This is a genomic window from Bifidobacterium sp. MSK.17.10, assembly GCF_019129655.1.
Taxonomy (GTDB): Bacteria; Actinomycetota; Actinomycetes; order Actinomycetales; family Bifidobacteriaceae; genus Bifidobacterium; species Bifidobacterium adolescentis.
The window spans coordinates 208,291-227,586 of the sequence record NZ_JAHOJD010000001.1; the positions used below are offsets into that span (position 1 = coordinate 208,291).

Annotated in this window: 18 protein-coding genes and 4 tRNA genes; 4 read left to right on the forward strand and 18 right to left on the reverse strand. The window is 58.4% G+C overall.

The window, feature by feature from the left end; all coding sequences use genetic code 11:
• Position 1: 1 nt before the first annotated feature.
• Positions 2-1,333: a DNA polymerase IV gene (gene dinB, locus KSX58_RS00915; RefSeq protein WP_021913060.1), complete on the reverse strand. Its 1,332-nt coding sequence runs from the start codon at positions 1,331-1,333 to the stop codon at positions 2-4.
• Between the two features lie 226 nt (positions 1,334-1,559).
• Between dinB and KSX58_RS00920 the strand changes: the two genes are divergently transcribed.
• Positions 1,560-1,647 (forward strand) — tRNA-Ser (locus KSX58_RS00920).
• Between the two features lie 565 nt (positions 1,648-2,212).
• Here the strand turns inward: KSX58_RS00920 and KSX58_RS00925 are convergent.
• The 16 genes from KSX58_RS00925 to KSX58_RS01000 all read right to left on the reverse strand — a co-directional run bounded on the left by KSX58_RS00925 (position 2,213) and on the right by KSX58_RS01000 (position 17,064).
• The gene (locus KSX58_RS00925; RefSeq protein WP_217735838.1) at positions 2,213-3,664 is read right to left on the reverse strand and encodes a carboxylesterase/lipase family protein; all 1,452 of its coding nucleotides are present in this window, start codon (positions 3,662-3,664) and stop codon (positions 2,213-2,215) included.
• Complete coding sequence (locus tag KSX58_RS00930) at positions 3,661-5,268, reverse strand: glycoside hydrolase 43 family protein (RefSeq protein ID WP_217735837.1); 1,608 nt, start codon at positions 5,266-5,268, stop codon at positions 3,661-3,663. The genes KSX58_RS00925 and KSX58_RS00930 overlap by 4 nt, the downstream gene beginning before the upstream one ends.
• Positions 5,265-6,404, reverse strand: a complete 1,140-nt coding sequence (locus KSX58_RS00935; protein WP_033499307.1) for a glycosyl hydrolase family 8 — start codon at positions 6,402-6,404, stop codon at positions 5,265-5,267. The genes KSX58_RS00930 and KSX58_RS00935 overlap by 4 nt, the downstream gene beginning before the upstream one ends.
• Before the next feature lies 1 nt (position 6,405).
• Positions 6,406-8,448, reverse strand: coding sequence for a right-handed parallel beta-helix repeat-containing protein (locus tag KSX58_RS00940; protein ID WP_038444055.1), 2,043 nt, complete (start codon positions 8,446-8,448; stop codon positions 6,406-6,408).
• 329 nt (positions 8,449-8,777) lie between these two features.
• Positions 8,778-9,290, reverse strand: coding sequence for a hypothetical protein (locus KSX58_RS00945; RefSeq protein WP_143240302.1), 513 nt, complete (start codon positions 9,288-9,290; stop codon positions 8,778-8,780).
• Positions 9,291-9,429: 139 nt separating this feature from the next.
• Positions 9,430-10,578, reverse strand: a complete 1,149-nt coding sequence (gene dapC, locus KSX58_RS00950) for a succinyldiaminopimelate transaminase (protein ID WP_011742805.1) — start codon at positions 10,576-10,578, stop codon at positions 9,430-9,432.
• 207 nt (positions 10,579-10,785) lie between these two features.
• Entirely contained in the window at positions 10,786-11,106 is a 321-nt protein-coding gene (fdxA, locus tag KSX58_RS00955; RefSeq protein ID WP_003807898.1) for a ferredoxin, read from the reverse strand.
• 36 nt (positions 11,107-11,142) lie between these two features.
• Positions 11,143-12,642 carry an amino acid permease gene (locus tag KSX58_RS00960; protein WP_038444051.1) on the reverse strand — a complete coding sequence of 500 codons (1,500 nt, stop codon included), beginning with the start codon at positions 12,640-12,642 and terminating at the stop codon, positions 11,143-11,145.
• 105 nt (positions 12,643-12,747) lie between these two features.
• Complete coding sequence (locus tag KSX58_RS00965) at positions 12,748-13,947, reverse strand: FAD-binding protein (RefSeq protein WP_021913435.1); 1,200 nt, start codon at positions 13,945-13,947, stop codon at positions 12,748-12,750.
• A gap of 61 nt (positions 13,948-14,008) precedes the next feature.
• A complete protein-coding gene (rpmG, locus tag KSX58_RS00970) occupies positions 14,009-14,179 on the reverse strand; it encodes a 50S ribosomal protein L33 (RefSeq protein WP_003807891.1) in 171 nt (56 codons plus the stop codon).
• 51 nt (positions 14,180-14,230) lie between these two features.
• A tRNA-Met gene (locus KSX58_RS00975) sits at positions 14,231-14,304 on the reverse strand.
• A gap of 5 nt (positions 14,305-14,309) precedes the next feature.
• Positions 14,310-14,381, reverse strand: a tRNA-Thr gene (locus tag KSX58_RS00980).
• A 1-nt stretch (position 14,382) separates the two neighbouring features.
• A tRNA-Tyr gene (locus tag KSX58_RS00985) sits at positions 14,383-14,464 on the reverse strand.
• Between the two features lie 222 nt (positions 14,465-14,686).
• Positions 14,687-14,980, reverse strand: a complete 294-nt coding sequence (groES, locus tag KSX58_RS00990) for a co-chaperone GroES (protein ID WP_011742802.1) — start codon at positions 14,978-14,980, stop codon at positions 14,687-14,689.
• A 222-nt stretch (positions 14,981-15,202) separates the two neighbouring features.
• Positions 15,203-16,399: a hypothetical protein gene (locus tag KSX58_RS00995; protein WP_003807886.1), complete on the reverse strand. Its 1,197-nt coding sequence runs from the start codon at positions 16,397-16,399 to the stop codon at positions 15,203-15,205.
• Positions 16,400-16,458: 59 nt separating this feature from the next.
• Entirely contained in the window at positions 16,459-17,064 is a 606-nt protein-coding gene (locus KSX58_RS01000) for a GNAT family N-acetyltransferase (protein WP_003807884.1), read from the reverse strand.
• Between the two features lie 131 nt (positions 17,065-17,195).
• On the opposite strand from KSX58_RS01000, the gene KSX58_RS01005 reads away from it, so the two are divergent.
• The 3 genes from KSX58_RS01005 (at position 17,196) to KSX58_RS01015 (ending at position 18,997) form a co-directional block, all read left to right on the forward strand.
• On the forward strand, positions 17,196-17,816 hold the full coding sequence (locus tag KSX58_RS01005; protein WP_021913432.1) for a 5-formyltetrahydrofolate cyclo-ligase: 621 nt from the start codon (positions 17,196-17,198) through the stop codon (positions 17,814-17,816).
• Positions 17,817-17,898: 82 nt separating this feature from the next.
• The gene (locus tag KSX58_RS01010; protein ID WP_003807880.1) at positions 17,899-18,081 is read left to right on the forward strand and encodes an FmdB family zinc ribbon protein; all 183 of its coding nucleotides are present in this window, start codon (positions 17,899-17,901) and stop codon (positions 18,079-18,081) included.
• Positions 18,082-18,244: 163 nt separating this feature from the next.
• A complete protein-coding gene (locus KSX58_RS01015) occupies positions 18,245-18,997 on the forward strand; it encodes an SAF domain-containing protein (protein ID WP_237976395.1) in 753 nt (250 codons plus the stop codon).
• Positions 18,998-19,040: 43 nt separating this feature from the next.
• On the opposite strand, the gene KSX58_RS01020 is transcribed toward KSX58_RS01015, so the two are convergent.
• Entirely contained in the window at positions 19,041-19,286 is a 246-nt protein-coding gene (locus KSX58_RS01020) for a hypothetical protein (RefSeq protein WP_033499404.1), read from the reverse strand.
• Positions 19,287-19,296: the final 10 nt, after the last annotated feature.

The following is a 19,296-nucleotide window of genomic DNA, read 5'->3' on the forward strand; positions in this document are numbered from 1 at the left end:
CTCAATGTTCAAGATTACCTGATGGCCCCGTACGCCATATGCCAAGACGTACGCTTCCTTTACCGTATTTGAGCCGCACCGCGTCTAATGCCGCTTCCGCACCTCGTAGCCGTTCCGATTGGGTCGACGGTTCGGTATCCGTTCCACGACCCCGCTGCGCCTCGTTCTGCTCTTCAAGCATGTCATCAAGCGAAAGCTGAACCGCCGCATCCGCCGCTTCGACCAAACCGCCCGCGCTCATGCCGGCAAGTCGCACCGGTCTGGTCAACGAAATGGCGTCGATAGAGCTTTCCGGCATGCCCATCATGGCCAGCAATAATGCGACACATTGCGGATACAGCATGCTTGCCGCATCCGTCGGACAGTCCAGCGTATGTCCTTTCGTCGCATAGCTCAAATCCGGGAATCGCAGCTTCACCATGACCTTACGCGCCATCAACCCTCGTCTGCGCAGCGTGCCGGCCACATCATCGCAACACCAGCGGAGCATGGATGTCACCTGCCGCATGTCTTGGGTGTCCTTGTCGAACGTGCGTTCCGCGCCGACGGATTTCTCCTGCGCACGCGGTGCGACAGGGCGGTCATCCAATCCGCGTGCCGCCATGTACAACCCGCGCGCGCTGATGGCTGACCCCGTCGCCTGCTCAAGCGATTCCATGCTCATCTTCGCCAAGTCAGCCACGGAATCAACGCCCCATGCGTTCAGTCGTTTCTCCAAGGACGGACCGATGCCAGGTATGCCACGCAACGGCATCATCTGCACGAATTCGGCATGTCTGGCCACGGGGATCATGAGCATGCCATCCGGTTTGGCATTGGTCGAAGCCATTTTGGCGACAAGCTTGTTCGCCGCGATGCCGACGGAACAGGTGATGTGGTACCGTCTGGCGACCTGATCGCGTATCCAAGCTCCGATGGCGCGGGGACTCTTCCACCGCAGCAGCGCGCCGGAGACGTCCATATAGCATTCATCCACGGAAACCTGTTCGATGCGATCGGTGACGCGGGAGAACACCTCTGTGAAGATACGTCGGGACATCTCACGGTAGTAGTGGATGTCCACCGGCAGAAAGACGCCGTTCGGGCATAGTTTTCTTGCCCGGGAGCTTGCCATCGCCGAATTGATGCCGTATTTGCGTGCCTCATAGTTCGCCGCGGACACCACGGAACGGTTGCCGATGCCGATGATTACCGGTTTGTCGGCGTATTCCGGATGCCGCGCCACTTCGAGGGATGCGAAAAAAGCGTCCATGTCGATATGCAGCACCGTGCATCCGACCTCATCGTGACCCCAGTCACGTTTGGCCGCTGCGATTCTTGGTGCCGTGCTCATGATTCCATGATAGACAACGATTCGGCAGTTTTGGAACAAATGTTCGAATATGGCGAAACCTGCGGGCATACCGGCGTGTCGCATATCGATGAGACCGCTCGACACGGCTCACGAGTTCGAGTCCCACTGACATCACCACACGTTTTTCTCTCATTTTTTCACAATATGGTGTTTCGCACGCGGATAGATGCTATAGTTACATGCTGTTGCGTCGTAACGCAACAGTGGAGTCATGCCTGAGTGGCCGATAGGGGCACCCTGCTAAGGTGTTAGTCGTGTTTAGCGGCTCGAGGGTTCGAATCCCTCTGACTCCGCCTTGAGGGTTTTCGGAGAAATCCGGAAGCCCTTTTTTTCATGCCAAAACGGCGGAATACCAACGATTTCAAGACATACGGCGCAAACAGAGAATGTACGGAAATGTACGCCAATGCCAACATTTCCGGTACCCAGCAAGGTACCCGAGTTGGGTACCCAACAAGACAGCCGACGACTGCACTGCAAATAGGCCATCGTGTCGGCAATGGTCATGAGCGGGGGTTCAGTCTTCCTCATAATCACCCCCGTTCACGCTCACCGCAACGTCCAACAATTGAGACGCCGCATCCGACGGAATCCACGCAGACACGCCCCTATACGGCGAAACGTCCGGCCTAGAACACTTCAAACAGCTCCTAGCCTGCACAACGCCGAACAGGGTCTTTAATGGCCCGAGCCTCCGCGAGACGCCACCGACGAACCAGACGACAGAAACGGTGAAAAGTCGGATAATCAGTCTCGAAATCCTCCTGCACGCGCAACGGCAAATCATTATGCGGCAGGGACGATCCGCAAAGACCGTCCCTGTTTACATATCAGTGTTTATACATCAACGGCATGCCGTCACAGGCCAAATGCTTTTCGATCCGTTTCGGTAAGCCAATCCGTCCGCATGCCCGGTTCTTGGCACAAATGCATGGCGGGGCATTCCTCACCGATGCAAGGATCCCATACAGGAAGCGGCGTTCCGTCACGGTCCGTTCCGTTGGGATCGCCATTGGCGGCGAAATTGGTCCAGTACAGCCCCATTCGCCTTGCCAGATCGTAATGCCATCCAACGAACGGACGCCAGCATTTCGCAAGGCTTCCAAAGGAGAACCACAGATCGGACGAGTGGAAGGCTCCGGCATCATCCCCCGGCATAGCGACATCGAAATGATAGTAGTATGGCGCGGTCCCACCGCTTGCGGTCCATTTGCGGATCAGTGTGAGATTGCCGAGCTGGCCGACATGCACAGGCTTCCCATCTTCAGTCGAAGCGATGAACTCATTGGTCGTGTTGCCGACCAGCATGTCGACGTTGTTGGCCTTGCAGCCCTCGACGATACGCTCCTCCTGATCGGGAAGGAACAGGCCGTCCACGCATGGCACCCAATTGACGATCATCGACCAGTCATCTTCACGTCCGCTGTCCGGTGGAACAGGCAGGGACTCGGCGGCTTCCAATACCGTTCGGGCCGGGATTGCACGGGCCTGCTCCAGCGTGGAGACACCCAATGCTTCGAACAGACGGATTCCGTTGGCCTGCGCATGCTCCAGCGTGTCCTGCCGCGCATTGAAATGCCCTAGGCCTGCGCCGGATTGCATGATGGCTTTCTGAAACAGGCCATGATTCATCGGCGAGCAGATCTGGGCCAAGACGCTGGCGGCACCGGCCGATTGGCCGAAAACCGTGATGTTTTCCGGATCTCCGCCGAACTTCGCGATGTTTTCCTTCACCCATTGGATTCCGGCACGCTGATCCAGGAATCCGAAATTCGCATATGGTTCACCGTCGCCGCGTTCTACGGCCTCCTCATGAAGCAAAGGGTGCGTCATAAACCCAAATGCATTCAGACGATAGGCCACACTGACCACAACGACGCCGTTCGCGGCGAGATGTGTGCCGTCGAATTCCTTTTCAAATGTGCCGCCGCATTGATAGGCTCCGCCGTAGATCCAGACCATGACCGGCAGCTTTTCGGAGGCTACCATGCTATCCGCGCCATATCCGCGTAATGCCGGAGTCCAAATATTCAGGTAGAGGCAATCCTCGCTCATCGGCACGGCCGGATCGGTGCCCCATTCACGATCATAGAAATCATCGGAGGCGCCCGGCGTCGGCTGCATCGCGGTAGGCCCGAAATCGAAGGCTTGCAGCACACCATCCCATGGCAGGGCCGGCTGCGGCGCACGCCAGCGCAGACTGCCGACGGGAGGCTGGGCGAACGGGACCCCTCGGAACACGGTGATGCCCTGATCTTCAGCCGCCAAGCCTTCGACAGTTCCTTGCGCCACTATGACCTGTCGCTTCATTGCTCTCTTTCCTTCGTATCCGGCGTCGAATACGCAAAGTCGTAAAAATCGGCGATTCCACCAGTCTCTTTTGTCGAATACAGGAACAATCCGATACGGCAACCTGTGAAATGATCCATTTTGAAGACCATCCGGTGCGCTGTTCCCAATGGACACCATTCGGATTCCGGCGTATCCGCATCGCGGTAGAAGAACGTCACTTCATCCTTGCAATCGGTGAAATCATATACCGCGCGCAGGCGCATGCAATCCGCATCCGCCATGATTTCCGCATCCGTTACGGCTGGACTGTCCCAATCATTGTCGGAGAAGATGGAATCGTCATTCACCGGCTTGTATTGGACGGTCAGCATCGTGCGGCCGTTCCTTCGCGTAAGCGCGATGTAGGAATAGCATCCTTGGAACGCCGCCAATCCGGCGAAGTCGCCATCATGCAATGTCGACGCGTCGACGGTGACTTCGGCCACCGTCACCGGCCCCATCGTGCGCTGCGTCAGCGTGTTCCATGCATGATTGAGATTCGAGCTGATGCGTCCGGAATGCAGGCGGAATGCTCCCGGACGTTCCGTCAGTGACCAGTATTCGTCATGTGGGATGTGATTGAACTGCCAGTATGGCTGCAGACAGTTGGCATCGACTCCGCCTTCGGCGTTATGCCGGGCTATGAATTCGCTGCCGTTGATGGGCGCGACAGGTTCGGCACAGCTTGCAGCCGGCACGCTGACCGACTGCGGCACTTTGCCGTTCTCGCCGATGACGGGGAATCCGTCCTCGCCGAACCGCATCGGCATCAGTGTCGGCACGCGTCCCACACCGCCGCGGTCCTGCATCATGAATGCATACCAGTCGCCGTCCGGAGTGTCCACCATACCGCCTTGCGCGACTCCGTAACCGTGGAAGGACAGGTCGTCGTCGATAATTTCACGCGCTTCGAAAGCGCCATCCAAGGATTCGGCCATCAAGCAGGCTTCTGTTTTGCCCTTGCCTTGCGGGAAGTGACAGGTGAAGACGTAATAGCGTCCATCATGCTTGTATAGGTGACTGCCCTCATAACCAAGGTCAGCCTGCGGATCGTCCTGTGCGATGACCCGGTCGAGCCCACCCGGCATCGGCCCGCTTAATTCAGGATTCAACTCCGTGATGCGCAATGTCGACTGCCCATATACGACATAGGCTCGATCATCGTCGTCAAAGAACAGTCCGCTGTCGTGATAGAAGCCGTCAAGCTCACGCTTTCGCCATGGGCCGCATGGATCATCCGCCGTCAGCAGATAGCTGGTATGCGTATCGTTGGCGGCGAACAACACATACCAGGTGCCCCGATGGTAACGCAGTGACGGCGCCCACATGCCTCGACCGTAGGCGTTGGCACCTTCACATTCCAAACGTTCTTCAGGGGTATCCGCCACGATATTCAATGCGTGCGCAATGAATTCCCAATGCACTAGGTCATAGCTGCGCAGAATATCGCACCCGGGTGTGAAATGCATAGTCGTAGTGGCCATGTAATACACGTCCCCGACCCGGATGATGTCTGGATCAGGAAAATCCGTGTAGACCACAGGATTAGTGTAGACCATAGGATTAGTTGAGGTAATCATCATTCATACCGATACTTTCCGCTCAACGCCAGCATGGCGAAAGCATAGAGGAAATTGTCATAGTAACGACGCGTGCCGGTTCGCATCGGCGTATTCCACAGCATGCGCACCCATTCACGGGCATTATGCTCCGCGTCGGGCTGGGCCGAATGCACCGCCGCAAGTGAGCCTTGCGCGGTCGCGGCCAGGAATCCGACCGGATGAAGCACGACCTCGTCCACGGCGGTGCCGTCGATGGCGTAGACGCTAGTACGGTCGTGGGTCAGGAAGAATCGCTGCAGCGCGGCGACGCGGTCGCACAGCACTTCCTGCAGACCGTTCCAAGCTACATCCAGTCCGATATTCGCCGCGGTACGGTAGGCGTCGGAATAGAAATGCCAATGATTGGACTCGTCAACATGCGGCTTTCCGTCATAATCCGCGTATTCAGCGTTCATGCCGGTCCGCTCGTCGCAGGCCGCCTGCAGATAGCGACGGCTTGCGGCGGCTGCCTCATGCCAAAATGGACGGTCTTCTTCGTCGGCTTCTTCGGCGAATACTTCATAGAAGTGCGGCAGATGGTAGGACGGATCGCTCCACTCGGTTTCCGGAATGAACTTGATGAGCTTGTTGTCGGGATTCCACATGGGCTCGCCGTCGTAGCGTTCGCCCTTATGAACGCAATATCTCAAGATCTCGCGTCCCCATGCGGAATATTCGTAGATATCCTCGCCATCACCCCAGCGACGGGAGGCGAGGAACAGGTCCATCGCGAAATATTCCTCGCCGTCAGGTGCAGGACCATTCGAGTTCGGCGTACCGTCCGGCGCGACCGACCATGCGAAATAATGCGCATGATGACCGTCCTTCATGTACATGTGACGCATTACCCAGCCCCACAGCTTGTCGAATACGTCCTTACGGTCGTATTGCAGGGCGATCATCATCGCATAGCTCATACCCTCGGTACGTACATCGTTGTTGCCGGTGTCCATCACATAGGCAAGGCCTTCGTCGTTCTCCCAATAGAATTTGTTCGGACCTTCGAAAATTTCATACCAGACCTGTGACACGCGCCTATCGATGGCGTCCTGGGCATATCCGCACTGTGCGAACATGGACTCGCCCAATGTCTTGCTGGTATCGGTTGCATTTGTCATATCAGTTGTTCCATTCCCAGATTCGGATGCGATTCTCTCCGGAGACAAGACCATTCAACGCCCCGGCTTTGCGTTCCGTTGCGGTCAAGGCTTGTCCCAGCAAGTCGGTGTCTAGCACATAGTCACTGCCATCGGGCTGTTCATAGCGTTCCTCCACGATGCGAGGCACGCCGAGCATATCGCTGGTGACGACCTGCATCCTGGTATCGGCGACGGCCTGTGGCACAGTGCACTGCAGATACAGTCCATCGGGTTCTTCGACCAATGTCACCGGCATGGGCTCATCACACGCAACGCTCGTGGAGACGGTGCCGCCGAAGAACGGGGCGTCCTCCTGCATGCGCTCCGAATCGTCGGCCGCACCTTCCTGCTTGTTCAGCCCCTGTGCGCCGGACAGATAGATGTTGCCGCCCGCATATAGAGACTGCAGAGGATTGCGCTCGCCACCACCCTGCGAAGGATCTGCCCACATGGCCCGCTGGCGTTCCAAGTATTCATGCATCGACATCGGGCAATCGCTGTAGGCGGACAAACCATATTCACCGACAGTCGGTTTCACCGGTTGCGGCGCGAACATGTTGTTCAGCCAACGCTCATCGCCGCCGGATACCACAGCGCACCCGGCCACCTCGGTGGTGTGCGGATAGTGATACGGCGTGGAACGGTCGGGGACGGTATGCGGTTCAATGCCGCCACAAATCAGATTGTTGACGAAGGCACCACCTTGCGACCAGTTCTGGAACATCACCGGCGAGGCGAAAACGTTATTGTCCACCAGATACGGCCCATGACTCACTTCAATCATGAGGTCACGGACGTTATCGTGGAACACATTGCGCGTGATGCGTGTGCCCTGCGTCTGCCAATCCATCCACATGCCCAGCGAGCAGTCGTGGATGTTGTTGTTGGCAATGACCGTATCCAATGCGGCATGGAATTTGATGCCAGCGACCTCCCATCCGAAGAATTCACGCTTCAACGCAATGTGATGGACATGGTTATGCTCGATACGGCAGAATGCGCTGCCCATATGTCCGACGATGGCATTCTGTCCACACTCGTAGATGTCGTTGTTGCGTACGATATGACCGCCGATCAGCCCCTTTTCCCAGCCGATGCGACGGGCCTTGAACACGGCCTCCAACTGGTACTGGTAACCGGTCTTGCGCTCGGTTTTCACCCACTCGTTGTCGCCGGATGAGATTTCCTTGCCTAATGACACCGCGGAGAATTTGGCGTCATGCAGCACGTTGTCTTCGATGATCCAGCCATACGACCAGTTCGGGCCGATCATGCCCCACTGCTGCGAGGTAGGCGGCGCCCAATCTCCAGTGGCCTGCGCCATTTCAAAGCCACGCACGGTGATGTAGTTGACATGGTTGCGGGAAGGGAAGAAGCATGTGCGACGAACACTGACCTCCACCAGTTCCTCATTCGGATCGGCACCTTGGAAATTCGCCCAGATCGTTGTGGTGCCGGCATTCTCGTCCACTTCGGCATGCCATACATAACGTGTACGGTCCACATCCGGCACAGGGCAGGGAATCTTCAACGCGAAATCCTCATCCGTATCACGCGGCTGCGGATCGTATACGCCTTCCAACGTCGTCGATTCGAAGAAGGAAACACCGTTGAGATACACATCGCCAAGATGTTTGTCCGGGTCCTTGCCGAACTTGGGCATCTCCAGCCAGTCACCGAAAATCGGGGTTGCGAATGGATTGAAATCCCCGAACATCGTATTATCAAGCATCACCGTCCACACATGCGGATGATCGGCCAATTCCGTCCAGCCCCGCACGCATTCCGAGCCTTTGATAACCGGCCGTGCTTCGCCTTCGGCTCCGCAGTAGGTGATACGCTCATGTTCACTCAGACCACCACGTTTCGGATCGACTTGTTCGCGGTATGCGCCTTCATGCACGATTACCGTATCGCCCGGAGAGGCCATCTGCGCGGCCTTGGAAATCGTGGCGAACGGATGCTCCGCGTCGCCGCACGCAGCATCGCTGCCGGTTGGTTTGACATGGTATTCAAACTTCATTGCTGAATCTCCTTATCCAATATCGGATGTGGGAATACAAAGTCTTTCTCCCTTGGCGACATGCACGAACACACATCTTCATGTTTCGTAAATGCTTTAGCATTTCAGTCAAAGCATTGCTTGATTATATGACTTGACTTTCAAGAAAGTCAAGTCATTTAACTAAATACTTAAATTTTTTGTTACGAAAGTTCTATATGCAACTATTTACGAAACTTTCGAATAGATTTAAGTATTCCAAACGCAGGAAATTACAGGCTTCCGCCCAAACACGATTAACTGCAAAAACTATTTACGCTGTCCCCGGCAATAGCGTTATCATCGATGCTTCATTGGCTGACAAACTGACACTGTACTGGGGAGAGCTCTCTCACTGCGCCACTCGCACGCCCGGTTCCGTTACCGCCATAGCAATCGTACCGACGAGCCTTCACCCGATATATCGAGCCTCCCGGCTCCAAGATGTCAAAAGGCACGTCGCCTGTGCAGACCAATCCCCCTCCCGTATGGGTGAAGGAGATCTCAATGCCGTCATCCTTGTGAATCACCATGACAGGAAGCGGCCCCATCGGCTCGCGATCACGTCCATAAACCAACGACTCGGCAGCCGTTGCCAAGCGCTGCGCGACATGGCGCTTATCCAAAGGATGCAGGTCATTATCCTCTCCATATCCGATCGTCACCACCATCGCCGTGTTCCACAACGTCAAAGCGCGCCGTTGTTCATCACGCAGCCTTGGCCAATCGCAATCGGGTTCCAAAGTATAGTTCGGCAATTGGGCGAATATGAATGGTAGTTCCGGACGCTTGAGTAGCGCACGCCACTCCTGGATCAGCGACATCAACAGCTGCACATAGCCATAAGACGCATGGGCGTTGGACTCCCTCTGACTCCGCCATAATGAAGGACCTCCGAGTGAATCGGAGGTCCTTTTTGTTTTCAACGCTTTCGTTCGTCAAAAGGCCATCGTCAGCAAACCGTCAACGTGCCAATCGTTCCGCGGCGGAGGCGATCGCCGCATCACTGGCCGTAGCCGAGAATCGCAAGTATTCCGGCGCTCCGTAGAACTCGCCGGGGCTGGCGACGATGCCGATTTCGGCAAGCTGGCGCAGATCCTCCCAGCAGTCGCCGGACTTGGCTTTCACCCACACGTACAACGCGCCTTGCGGCATGTCGGTGCAGTATCCGTATGCGCGCAGAGCACTCACCAGCATGCCCAGACGCTCCTGGTAACGGGAATGCTGGGTCTTGACCGCGTCGAAGTCACGCAGCCCGGCGGCCATCGCAGCCTGCACCGGTCCGGGAATGATCTGCCCGATCTGTTTGCGGTATGCCGCCATCGGCCCGATCAGCGATTGATCGCCAGCGATAAGCGCCGTACGATACCCGGCCATGTTGCTTTGCTTACTCAGCGAATACAGCACCAATACGCCTTCGGCAGACCCGCCACACACATCGGCGCGCAAGGCGCACGGCGTGGAGGCAAGCGTATCCGCATCCGCTTCCGCAACGTCGTCTTCCCATTGCATCAACGCATAGCATTCATCGGACAGCACCACGGCACCAATCGCGCGCGCGGCACGCACAATACCGGCCATCTGTTCCGCGGACAGCACCTCACCGGTCGGATTGCACGGCGAATTGACCCAAACGGCCTTGACGCCCGGCACATCCTTCCAGGAATCCGCATCCGCCACGTCGTCGACCTTCAGCGTTTGCGCGCCGGCCAACTGCGTGCCGATCTCGTACGTCGGATACGACACCTTCGGCTGCACGACGACATCGCCCTCGCCGAAATGCAGCAGCGACGCCATCAACGCGACGCCTTCCTTGGAACCGACCGTCGGCACCGCATCGGCGCCGATCGCACGCAAATCGACATTGCGGGCGGCCGCGAACCACTCGTGAATGGCGTCACGCAAATCGGCGGTACCTGCCGTAACGGGATATCCGTACGCGTTCGGGTCGTTCGACGAGACCGCGAGCGCCTTACGCACCGAATCGGGAACGGGGTCGACGGGAGAACCGACGGACAGGTCGACCATGCCACCGAACGCGGCTTTTGCCGTACGTTTGTACGACGCGATGCGGGACCAGTCGTACGGCGATGAAAATTCATGAAAGCCCATCCGTAAGTCTCCTTTTCCAACGGGAATCTCAAACCATGCTCCAGCATACGGCAATCGGCCCGACGGCATGGTCGTCCGTCCATACGAAAAACCGGTTCGCCTTCGGCGCATGGAAACGTCGAAGTCGAACCGGTCCAGAAAACGAATCGGCCGTCCAAATCCGCTCGACGAGCAAAATGGACGGCACGACGGTTCAACAAGACATGCTCACTGGTTCTGCGGCGGCAGGGCCGCGACCTGTTCCGGATCCTTGCCGATCGGACCGGCTGCGGAAGCGCCGCCCAGATCGCCGACTTCGGCGAAGAAGCTGACGGCGGCGTCCTTGTACCAAGCCCACTCGTCCGGCAGGTCATCCTCGTAGAAGATGGCTTCGGTCGGGCACACCGGCTCGCATGCGCCGCAATCCACGCATTCGTTCGGATTGATGTACAGGGAACGGGAGCCTTCGTAGATGCAATCGACCGGGCACTCGTCCACACAGGCCTTGTCTTTGACGTCCACACACGGCTGGGCAACAACGTACGGCATGCTTACCTCCTCAACAACAACGTGTACTGTTCCAGATTACTCTTGCGCGGCAACTTCGAGTTCGCCGGCACCGAGACGGGCATGACGGTAGCCATAGCCGAAGTAGATGGCGAAGCCGACGATGAGCCAGACCACGAAACGGATCCAGGTGAGCACGCTCAGGTTGACCATCAGCCACAGGTTGGCGAGCGCAATCAGAATCGGCACCCACGGGTTGCCAGGAATCTTGAAGGAACGTTCCAGGTCGGGGCGCTTCTTGCGCATGATCGGAATGGAAATCGCCACCAGCGTGAACGCCGACAGCGTGCCGATGTTCACCATGTCGGACAGGATGCCGACATTGCAGCAGGCCGCGATCAGCGCCATGACCACGCCGACGATGATTTGCAGACGCACCGGAGTGCCATGCTTGCCGGTATGGCTCAGGCCACGCGGCAGCAGTCCGTCTCGGCTCATGGCGAACACCACGCGTGTCAGGCCGAGCAGCAGCACCATGACCACGGTGGCCATGCCGATGACGATGCCGAGGCTGATGATCTTCGCAGCCCAGTCGGCGCCGACCATCTTGAACGCGACGGCCAGTGACGGATCGGACTGTTTGGCAAGGTCCTTATAGGAGACCATGCCCGTGGTGACGATGGCCACGAGGGTGTACAGCACGATGATCAGGCCGAGGCCCACGCCGATGCCCAGCGGCACGTTCTTCTTGGGGTTGATGGTCTCTTCGGAAGCGGTGGCCACGACGTCGAAGCCGAGGAAAGCGAAGAACACGAGTGCCGCGCCGGAGATGATGCCGGTCACGCCATAAATGCTGGGGGCCATGCCTGTGGCCCACTGCCACAGCGGCTGTTCCATGACCGCGGAGACGCCGGAGCCGTCGGTGGATGCTGCGGGTTCGCTCGGCGGAATGAACGGGGTGAAGTTTTCGGCCTTGATGTAGAAGAAGCCGACGACCACGATGAACACGACGATGGCGATCTTCAAAATGGTGAGCGCGCCGTCCACGCGGGCGCCGATCTTGGTACCCATCACCAGCAGCGCGGTGAAGAAGGCGACGATGATGACCGGAGCCAGGTCGAAGTTGAACGAGCCGATGGCGATGTTGGTGTTGATGTTCCAGCCGATCAGCTCGAAGAACTGGTTGAGGTACACGCCCCAGTATTTGGAGACGACCGAACCGGCCATGAGCATTTCAAGGATCAGATCCCAGCCAATCACCCATGCCACGATCTCGCCGACGGTGGTGTAGGTGAAGGTGTAGGCGGAACCCGCCACTGGAATCATGGAGGCGAATTCGGCGTAGCACATCACGGCGGCGCCGCACACGACGCCTGCGATCAGGAAGCTCAGCACCACCGCCGGACCGGCATGGAAGGCAGCCGCCTGCGCGCCGATGGAGAAGATGCCTGCGCCCACGGCAACGGCCACACCCATGATGGCAAGATCCCACCAGGTCAGATCGCGTTTGAGCGCATGGCCGGACTCACCTGTTTCAGCCAGCGTCTGTTCGACGGATTTCTTGCGAAATACGTTCATGTCTCGTCCTTCTCTTCTTTCCGCCCGCGCGGTTTCACGCTCCACCTTCTAGAGCACAAGGCGCAAGTATAAGTCGTTTTCGTCACATTGACGGCGTGCGTGACGCTATTTAAGATTCATGCCGATGACGACCGGCTCGGGCACCAGTCGGATGCCGAACGCGGCCTCGACGCCGTCCTGCACGGTTTTGGCGAGGCGGGCGATATCTTCGGCTGATGCTCCCCCACGATTGGTCAACGCCAACGTATGCAGCGTGGACAGGCCAGCCGGAGCGTTTTCGTTGATTTTGAACCCCTTATGGAAGCCGGCATGGTCGATGAGCCAGGCCGCGGAAGTCTTGACGCCCTGCCCGCCGCCCGGCAATGCCGCGTCGAAGCGCGGCGCGTCTTCGGGAAGCGTCTCGGCCTGCTGTGGCGTGAGAATCGGGTTCATGAAGAAGCTGCCGCAGCTATGGCGGTTGAAGTCCGGACCGTCATCGCCGTTCTGCTTGGATTGCGATTCAAGAGCGACATCGACCAGATTCGTCTTCTTGGTGCCCTGCATGGCCGGCGACGCATAGCGATGCGCGTCTTCCAGCATGCCTTTAGCCGCACGCACCTTCAGCACCGCGTTGCGGATGTCCGCGGTGTTCATGCGATCGCCCACGGCGACGTCCAACGCCTTGGCGAGCTGACCGTAACCGACCACGCCCGTATCGCTGTGCCGCAACGCGAACGTGACAGACAGCACCACGTATCGCGGCGTCGGGAAAAATTCCGCGGCCGGAGTCGCCGGAGCGCTGTACATGCTGGCTTTCAGCGCGCTCATGCGGTAGCCGAAGGCGAGCTGATCGTTGCGCAACGCCTTTACCGCACGTTCCTTACGATCCCAAACCTCGACGCTGTCGACGCTGGTGGCGACCTCCTGACCGTACGCGCCGATGTTCTGCACGACCGACGCGCCGACGGTGCCGGGAATGCCGGACAAGCCTTCAACGCCTTCCAGTCCAAGTCGGACGCAGTAATCGACGAAATCATCCCAGTTGCAGCCGGCTTCGGCGTTCACGTGGACGACACGCCCATCATCCTCGACCGGAGCCGCCTCATCCAACACGCTGATGGAACGTCTCGCATCGCGGACCACCACGCCTTCGAACGGCATGTCGGATACGAGCATGTTGGATCCGCCGCCGATCACGCACAATGGCAGTCCTTGGGAATCGGCTTCCTCAACGGCCTCGATGACGCCGACGCGCGTGGTCGGTTCCAGGAAAGTGGCGATAGGACCGCCCACACCGATGGTGGTGAGATCTGCAAAACTTGTCATAACGCTCCAGAGTAACAAAAAACCCGACCAAATTGGTCGGGTTTCGAAAGCTTGATTCCGCTCAGCGGGTCTCGCGATGCACGGTCTGCTTGCCGCAGCGGGAGCAGAACTTCTTGAGCTCAAGACGATCCGGCGTGTTACGGCGGTTCTTCGTCGTGATGTAGTTACGCTCCTTGCACTCGGTGCATGCCAGCGTGATGCCCGGACGAATGTCGGCGCTCTTGCTTGCCATTTAGTTCACCTCTTGTGGTTCGTTGCTATACCGACATTCCGTCGGCCTTTGTAGCGAGAAAGAGACTCGAACTCTTGACCTTACGATTATGAGTCGTACGCTCTAGCCAGCTGAGCTATCCCGCCATGAGAGCCTCGAGTGAGAATCGGACTCACGACCTCTTCCTTACCAAGGAAGTGCTCTACCACTGAGCTATCGAGGCGTGGCGGATAGTGGATTCGAACCACTGAAGCACGAGGCGACTGATTTACAGTCAGTTCCCTTTGACCGCTTGGGAAATCCGCCGTGCTGCCTGTTTGGTTGAACCCCAACCGGCAACCCGTTTAGTATGCCACAGACCGGCCGACTTATGCAAATACGGCGTGTCGCGACAGCCAAAAACGGCCCAAATCGTTGAAATTCCAACGTTTTGCGCAAATCGGCGCCGAACAACGCAGAAACCCCGCCTCCCGAGCCTTGCGAATCGCAATATACGGGAAACGGGGTTTCGACAGCTACGCGCTAGTCTCAGCCGAGGATGGCCAGGATGTCACGAGCGGAGACGATGAGGTAATCCTCGCCCTGGTAGTGCACCTCGGTGCCGCCGTACTTGGAGTACAGCACCTTGTCGCCGACCTTGACGTCGACCGGGATACGCTCGCCGGCGTCGTTACGACGGCCCGGGCCGACAGCCAGGACTTCACCCTGCTGCGGCTTCTCCTTGGCATTGTCCGGAATGAACAGACCGGAAGCGGTCTGGGTCTCGGCTTCCGCCTGCTTGACGATGATCTTGTCTTCCAACGGTGTGAGTGAGATCGACACTGTGGACCTCCTCTTTCTAAAGAGAAATCGATACTTACCGCGCCGGGACCCGCTAGCAAGAGGCTGACGATCACTTACGGCGTCGTCCTTTCGCGCTGTGACTTATCCTAGCGCGATTATTAGCACTCTGCCAACTCGAGTGCTAACGCTCTGAGAGAAATTATCAAAAAAGCCTGAAACCATGCGGTTCCAGACTTTGTAAAAAACGGTTCAAGCGTTTCGTCAGGCGCTACGACGGGCCAGAATGGCCTCCAGGCCGGTGCCTAGGGAGTCCGAAGTCACATCCGGAGCCTCCACATCGGCACGTACTTCGGCATCGTGGAATCCCGGAACGTCGACCTCTCTGAGGTGCACGCCCTCATCCACGCGGGCGGCGGCCTCATCGGCATCCATGCTGCCCATTGCGTCGCTTGGCGGAATCAACGGCTCAGCCTCGTCGGAAGGCGTTTCGACGGGCACGGCCTTGGCCACTTGTTTGGTGGATTTGATCTCCATGCTTTCCGGAGCATCCACCTCAACGTCGGCACCGTCGCGAGGCGCACCCAACGAGAAGGAAATCAAGTCCTGCGTGGACTTGACGGCAACGGTTTTGGCTTCTTCGGCCATATTGTCTCGCTCATCGTGGATGGACAGTCCCACTTCCTTGACGTCAGCGGGCGCGGCATCCGCACGTTCGGTTGTCTGGTCGACGGCCTTCTCGGCAGTCTGCGTCTCTTCCTTGGAAGACATCTCTTCCTTGCGCCGTTTCACCGCGGCGTCCCGATCGGCCTTGCCGCGGGCGATCGCCTGGCGAATCTCCCCCTCGGGAACGACATCGGTCTTCAACTGCTCGTCGGCGACCTTGCGGGCCTCGGCCAGCTCCTGCGCGCGCAGTCTGGCACGTTCCGCCTGCTCCGCCTGCGCACGTTTGCGTTCGGCGGCGGCACGCTTCTTCACCTTGGCATGGTATCTGGCGACCTTCCGCTCCCACGCCACGGCCTGCTTGGACGCACGCACACCCAACGCGAGCACCGCGGCCAGCAACGCGGCCGGAATGAGCGCGAACAGCGGACTGAAGTGCAGTGCGAACGCACAGACCAGCACAACGACCGTGATTGTCAGCAATGAGACGGCGATGGCGCGCCTCCTGCGGACCGCGGCGTGACGAAGGGCGCGAATTTCCGCGATCCGTTCTTCGGATGTTGCGCCTTTGTGCGCCTCTGTGGACTGCATCAGTACCCCTTTCGCTGCCGCGACGGTCTCATCGGAAAATCGCGTTCCGCTGTCGGCATCCACCAGATGCAACGACGGTGAAAAGCGGTCCTCGCGATGTTCGATCACCCTCTTCATGCCTTTAATCGTCCGTCTGGGCAACCAAATGAGCATCAGGATGACAACGATCGCAAGCACGACCACCGTGCTTAACGATTCATAACCCATATGTCATAAGAATAGGTGACATTCCGACATTCGAGGCGAGTCCTCCCCGGCGTGTCGAATCAGGAGGGTGAATTCCCTGTCATCAGACGCGCGGTGAAACCGTTTGGCGCGTCCTCGGCCATCAATACGTAGCTTTCATGATCGCGCCATTGGTCGTTGACGTACATATACGCGCGCCGCACCCCCTCCAACGTTGCTCCGACCTTGCGTGCGACGGCACGGGACCGCTTGTTTTCCGGCAAAATGTCGATTTCCATGCGATGCAGTCGAGGTCCGGTCGGGTCGAACATGGCCCAATCCGCCAACAGCGCCACCGCCATCGGCGCGTAGCCACGCCCGGCGCAACGCTCGTCCACCCAATAGCCGACGACGCCGGAACGCATCGCGCCGTAGCAGATCGCGCCCAACGAGATCTGCCCGACGATACGGCCATGCTGTTCGATGGCGAACACGGCACCGGTACCGGCCCGTTCGTTGCGCCGCAGTTGTTTCATCCATTCCTTGTAGGTGATGGGGGCGCCGTGCAGCGGATCGCCGGATTCCCACGGCTTGAGCCAGGCATCGTTGCGCCAGCGAACCTCGTTCCACTCGTCATAGTCGGCACCCGTCAACGGGCGCAGACTCACCGGGACGCGCATGCTATGCGATTGGATGAATTCCGGCATTTCAAAGGAATTATTCCCCGGACGACGCATCATGTCGCTCAAGGATTGCAAAATCGTCACCCTTCCATTGTGCCCCACCCATACCCCATGTTCCGTTTTCCACGCAATCGAACCGTGGTACAACGAACGATATGGACATGTATGAGCAACAACGCGAGCTGAAACGGCATTGGCGCGCGGCTGCGATCGAACGACGAAAGCGGACGTCCGCCGACCAGCGGCGCGAAGCGGGACGACTGCTTGCCGAACACGCATTGGAAGCGTCGTTGATTCGACCGCGATCAACCGTCGCGGCCTTCGCCTCGATGGGCAGTGAAATATCGATGATGCCGTTGCTCGAAGCGACGTTCGACACGGATTGCCGTGTTTTGGTGCCGCGTCTGGGTGCTGGCATGGAAGTCGGCTGGAGTGAGCTGAACGGTCTTGACGATCTGCGCGACCAGCGCAATGCTGATGGTTCCATCAACACACATCGCCCGCAGGAGCCGGAAAACGCAGCGGAAGGACCGGAAGTTCTCACTTCGGCCGAGCTGATCATTGTGCCAGCGTTCGCTGTGGACGAACATGGTTTCCGATTGGGGCGCGGCGGCGGTTGGTACGACCGCGCTTTGGAGCATCGTAGCAGCACCGCGCGCGTGGTCGCCGTTTGCTGGCCTTGGGAGCCGACCGACGAGACCGTGCCGCATGAGCCGCATGATATTCCCGTCGACGGCGTGCTCACGCCGGATGGTTATGCCGATGTCCGAGGATAGGACGGTTGCGGGGCCGTCTCAGGGAACGTACTAGGATATGTCCCGTTAAGAAATTTGGGATTGTGCGTAAAGCGAGGATATCGTGCCTACTTACCATTACCGTTGCAAGAACTGCAACTACGACTTCACCGAACAGCAGTCGTTCACCGACGATCCGATCACCGTATGCCCGGAATGCGGCGAGGAGCAGGTCCGCAAGGTTTATTCCGCGGTGCCGATCGAGTTCAAGGGGTCCGGCTTCTACCGCACCGACAAATCCAAGTGACCCACAGGCGCGGAATCCAACGCGACACGCCGGAGATTGTGGATAACTCCCATTCTCCGACCACAACCCCGGATTCCGCTTGCCGTGGTCATAACAATCAGGTCATCATGCATGCATGATGACCTTTTTTCATTCCTTGATGGACCGCCGGCCACATTCGAGTTTGCGCACATCGACGGCTTCGGAAGGACGGACCGCGCGCACGACGCGTCTGCAACGAGACCGGCATGGTTCGACTGCCGCATCGTTGGAAGCCAGACGAAGCAACGCACGCCTGCATCGGTTCCTCGCCGCATTGTGCGCTGGCCTGACGGTATTCGCCACGCTGCAATGCGTACGCGCAGCCATCGCCACGCAGCCTATTGTGGTCGCGGTGCGGAATGTCGCCAAAGGCACGGCCATCACACGCGAAGCCGTGGAGTTACGTGAGGCGCCGAGCGATGGCTCGCTGAGCAACGCCTTCCATACGCTTGACGACGCCGTCGGCCTGATCGCACAGGTGGGCATCGGCGCGCACGATGTGCTTATGTCGGGCATGGCCCGTGCGTCCCCCGTTGTGCCGCAGGGCCATACGAGTATCGAAGTGCGTTTGGCAAGTGTGGCCGACGGTTTGATTCCCGGAGACAAGGTGACACTTTCCAGCGCCACCATGACAGATGCTGAGATGCAGTCCGGCACACCGAATGTCGCGGATATGCCAAACGGTACGGAAACGCCGTCCGGCATGGCTAATGATATGCCGGACGGTGGTGTGGATGCGCAGTTACACACGATCTGCGCCGAAGCGCTGCTGACCGGCAAACCGGCTAAGGATGCGCAAGGCAATACCATCGCGGTGTTCGCCATGCCGCCCAATGAGGCGGCCGTCGTGTTGCGGGTTCAGGAATACAGTGCGGTCATCGCCACCATCAATTAATGGCTGATAATCCTAATCGATAGCTGGCACCCGGCTGGACGTATCAGCGGCCGCGTTCGGAGAAGACCGCCCAATGTGGCGGAAGCTCGTTTAGGATGCGCTTGTCGTCATCCGCCTCGCGTTGGCGCTTGGTGAGCACGTCCGAAGGTTCGAGTTTGACGCCATCGGCATCGAACAGTTCCGTACCTTGGCGGACCACGCGCTTATGCTTGCGTGCGGTCCGCCGCGTGGCGGAATAACTGGGTGTGGAGTGCGTCTCGGACTGGGTCTGCGAATCGTCATGCTCCATGACGTTTTCG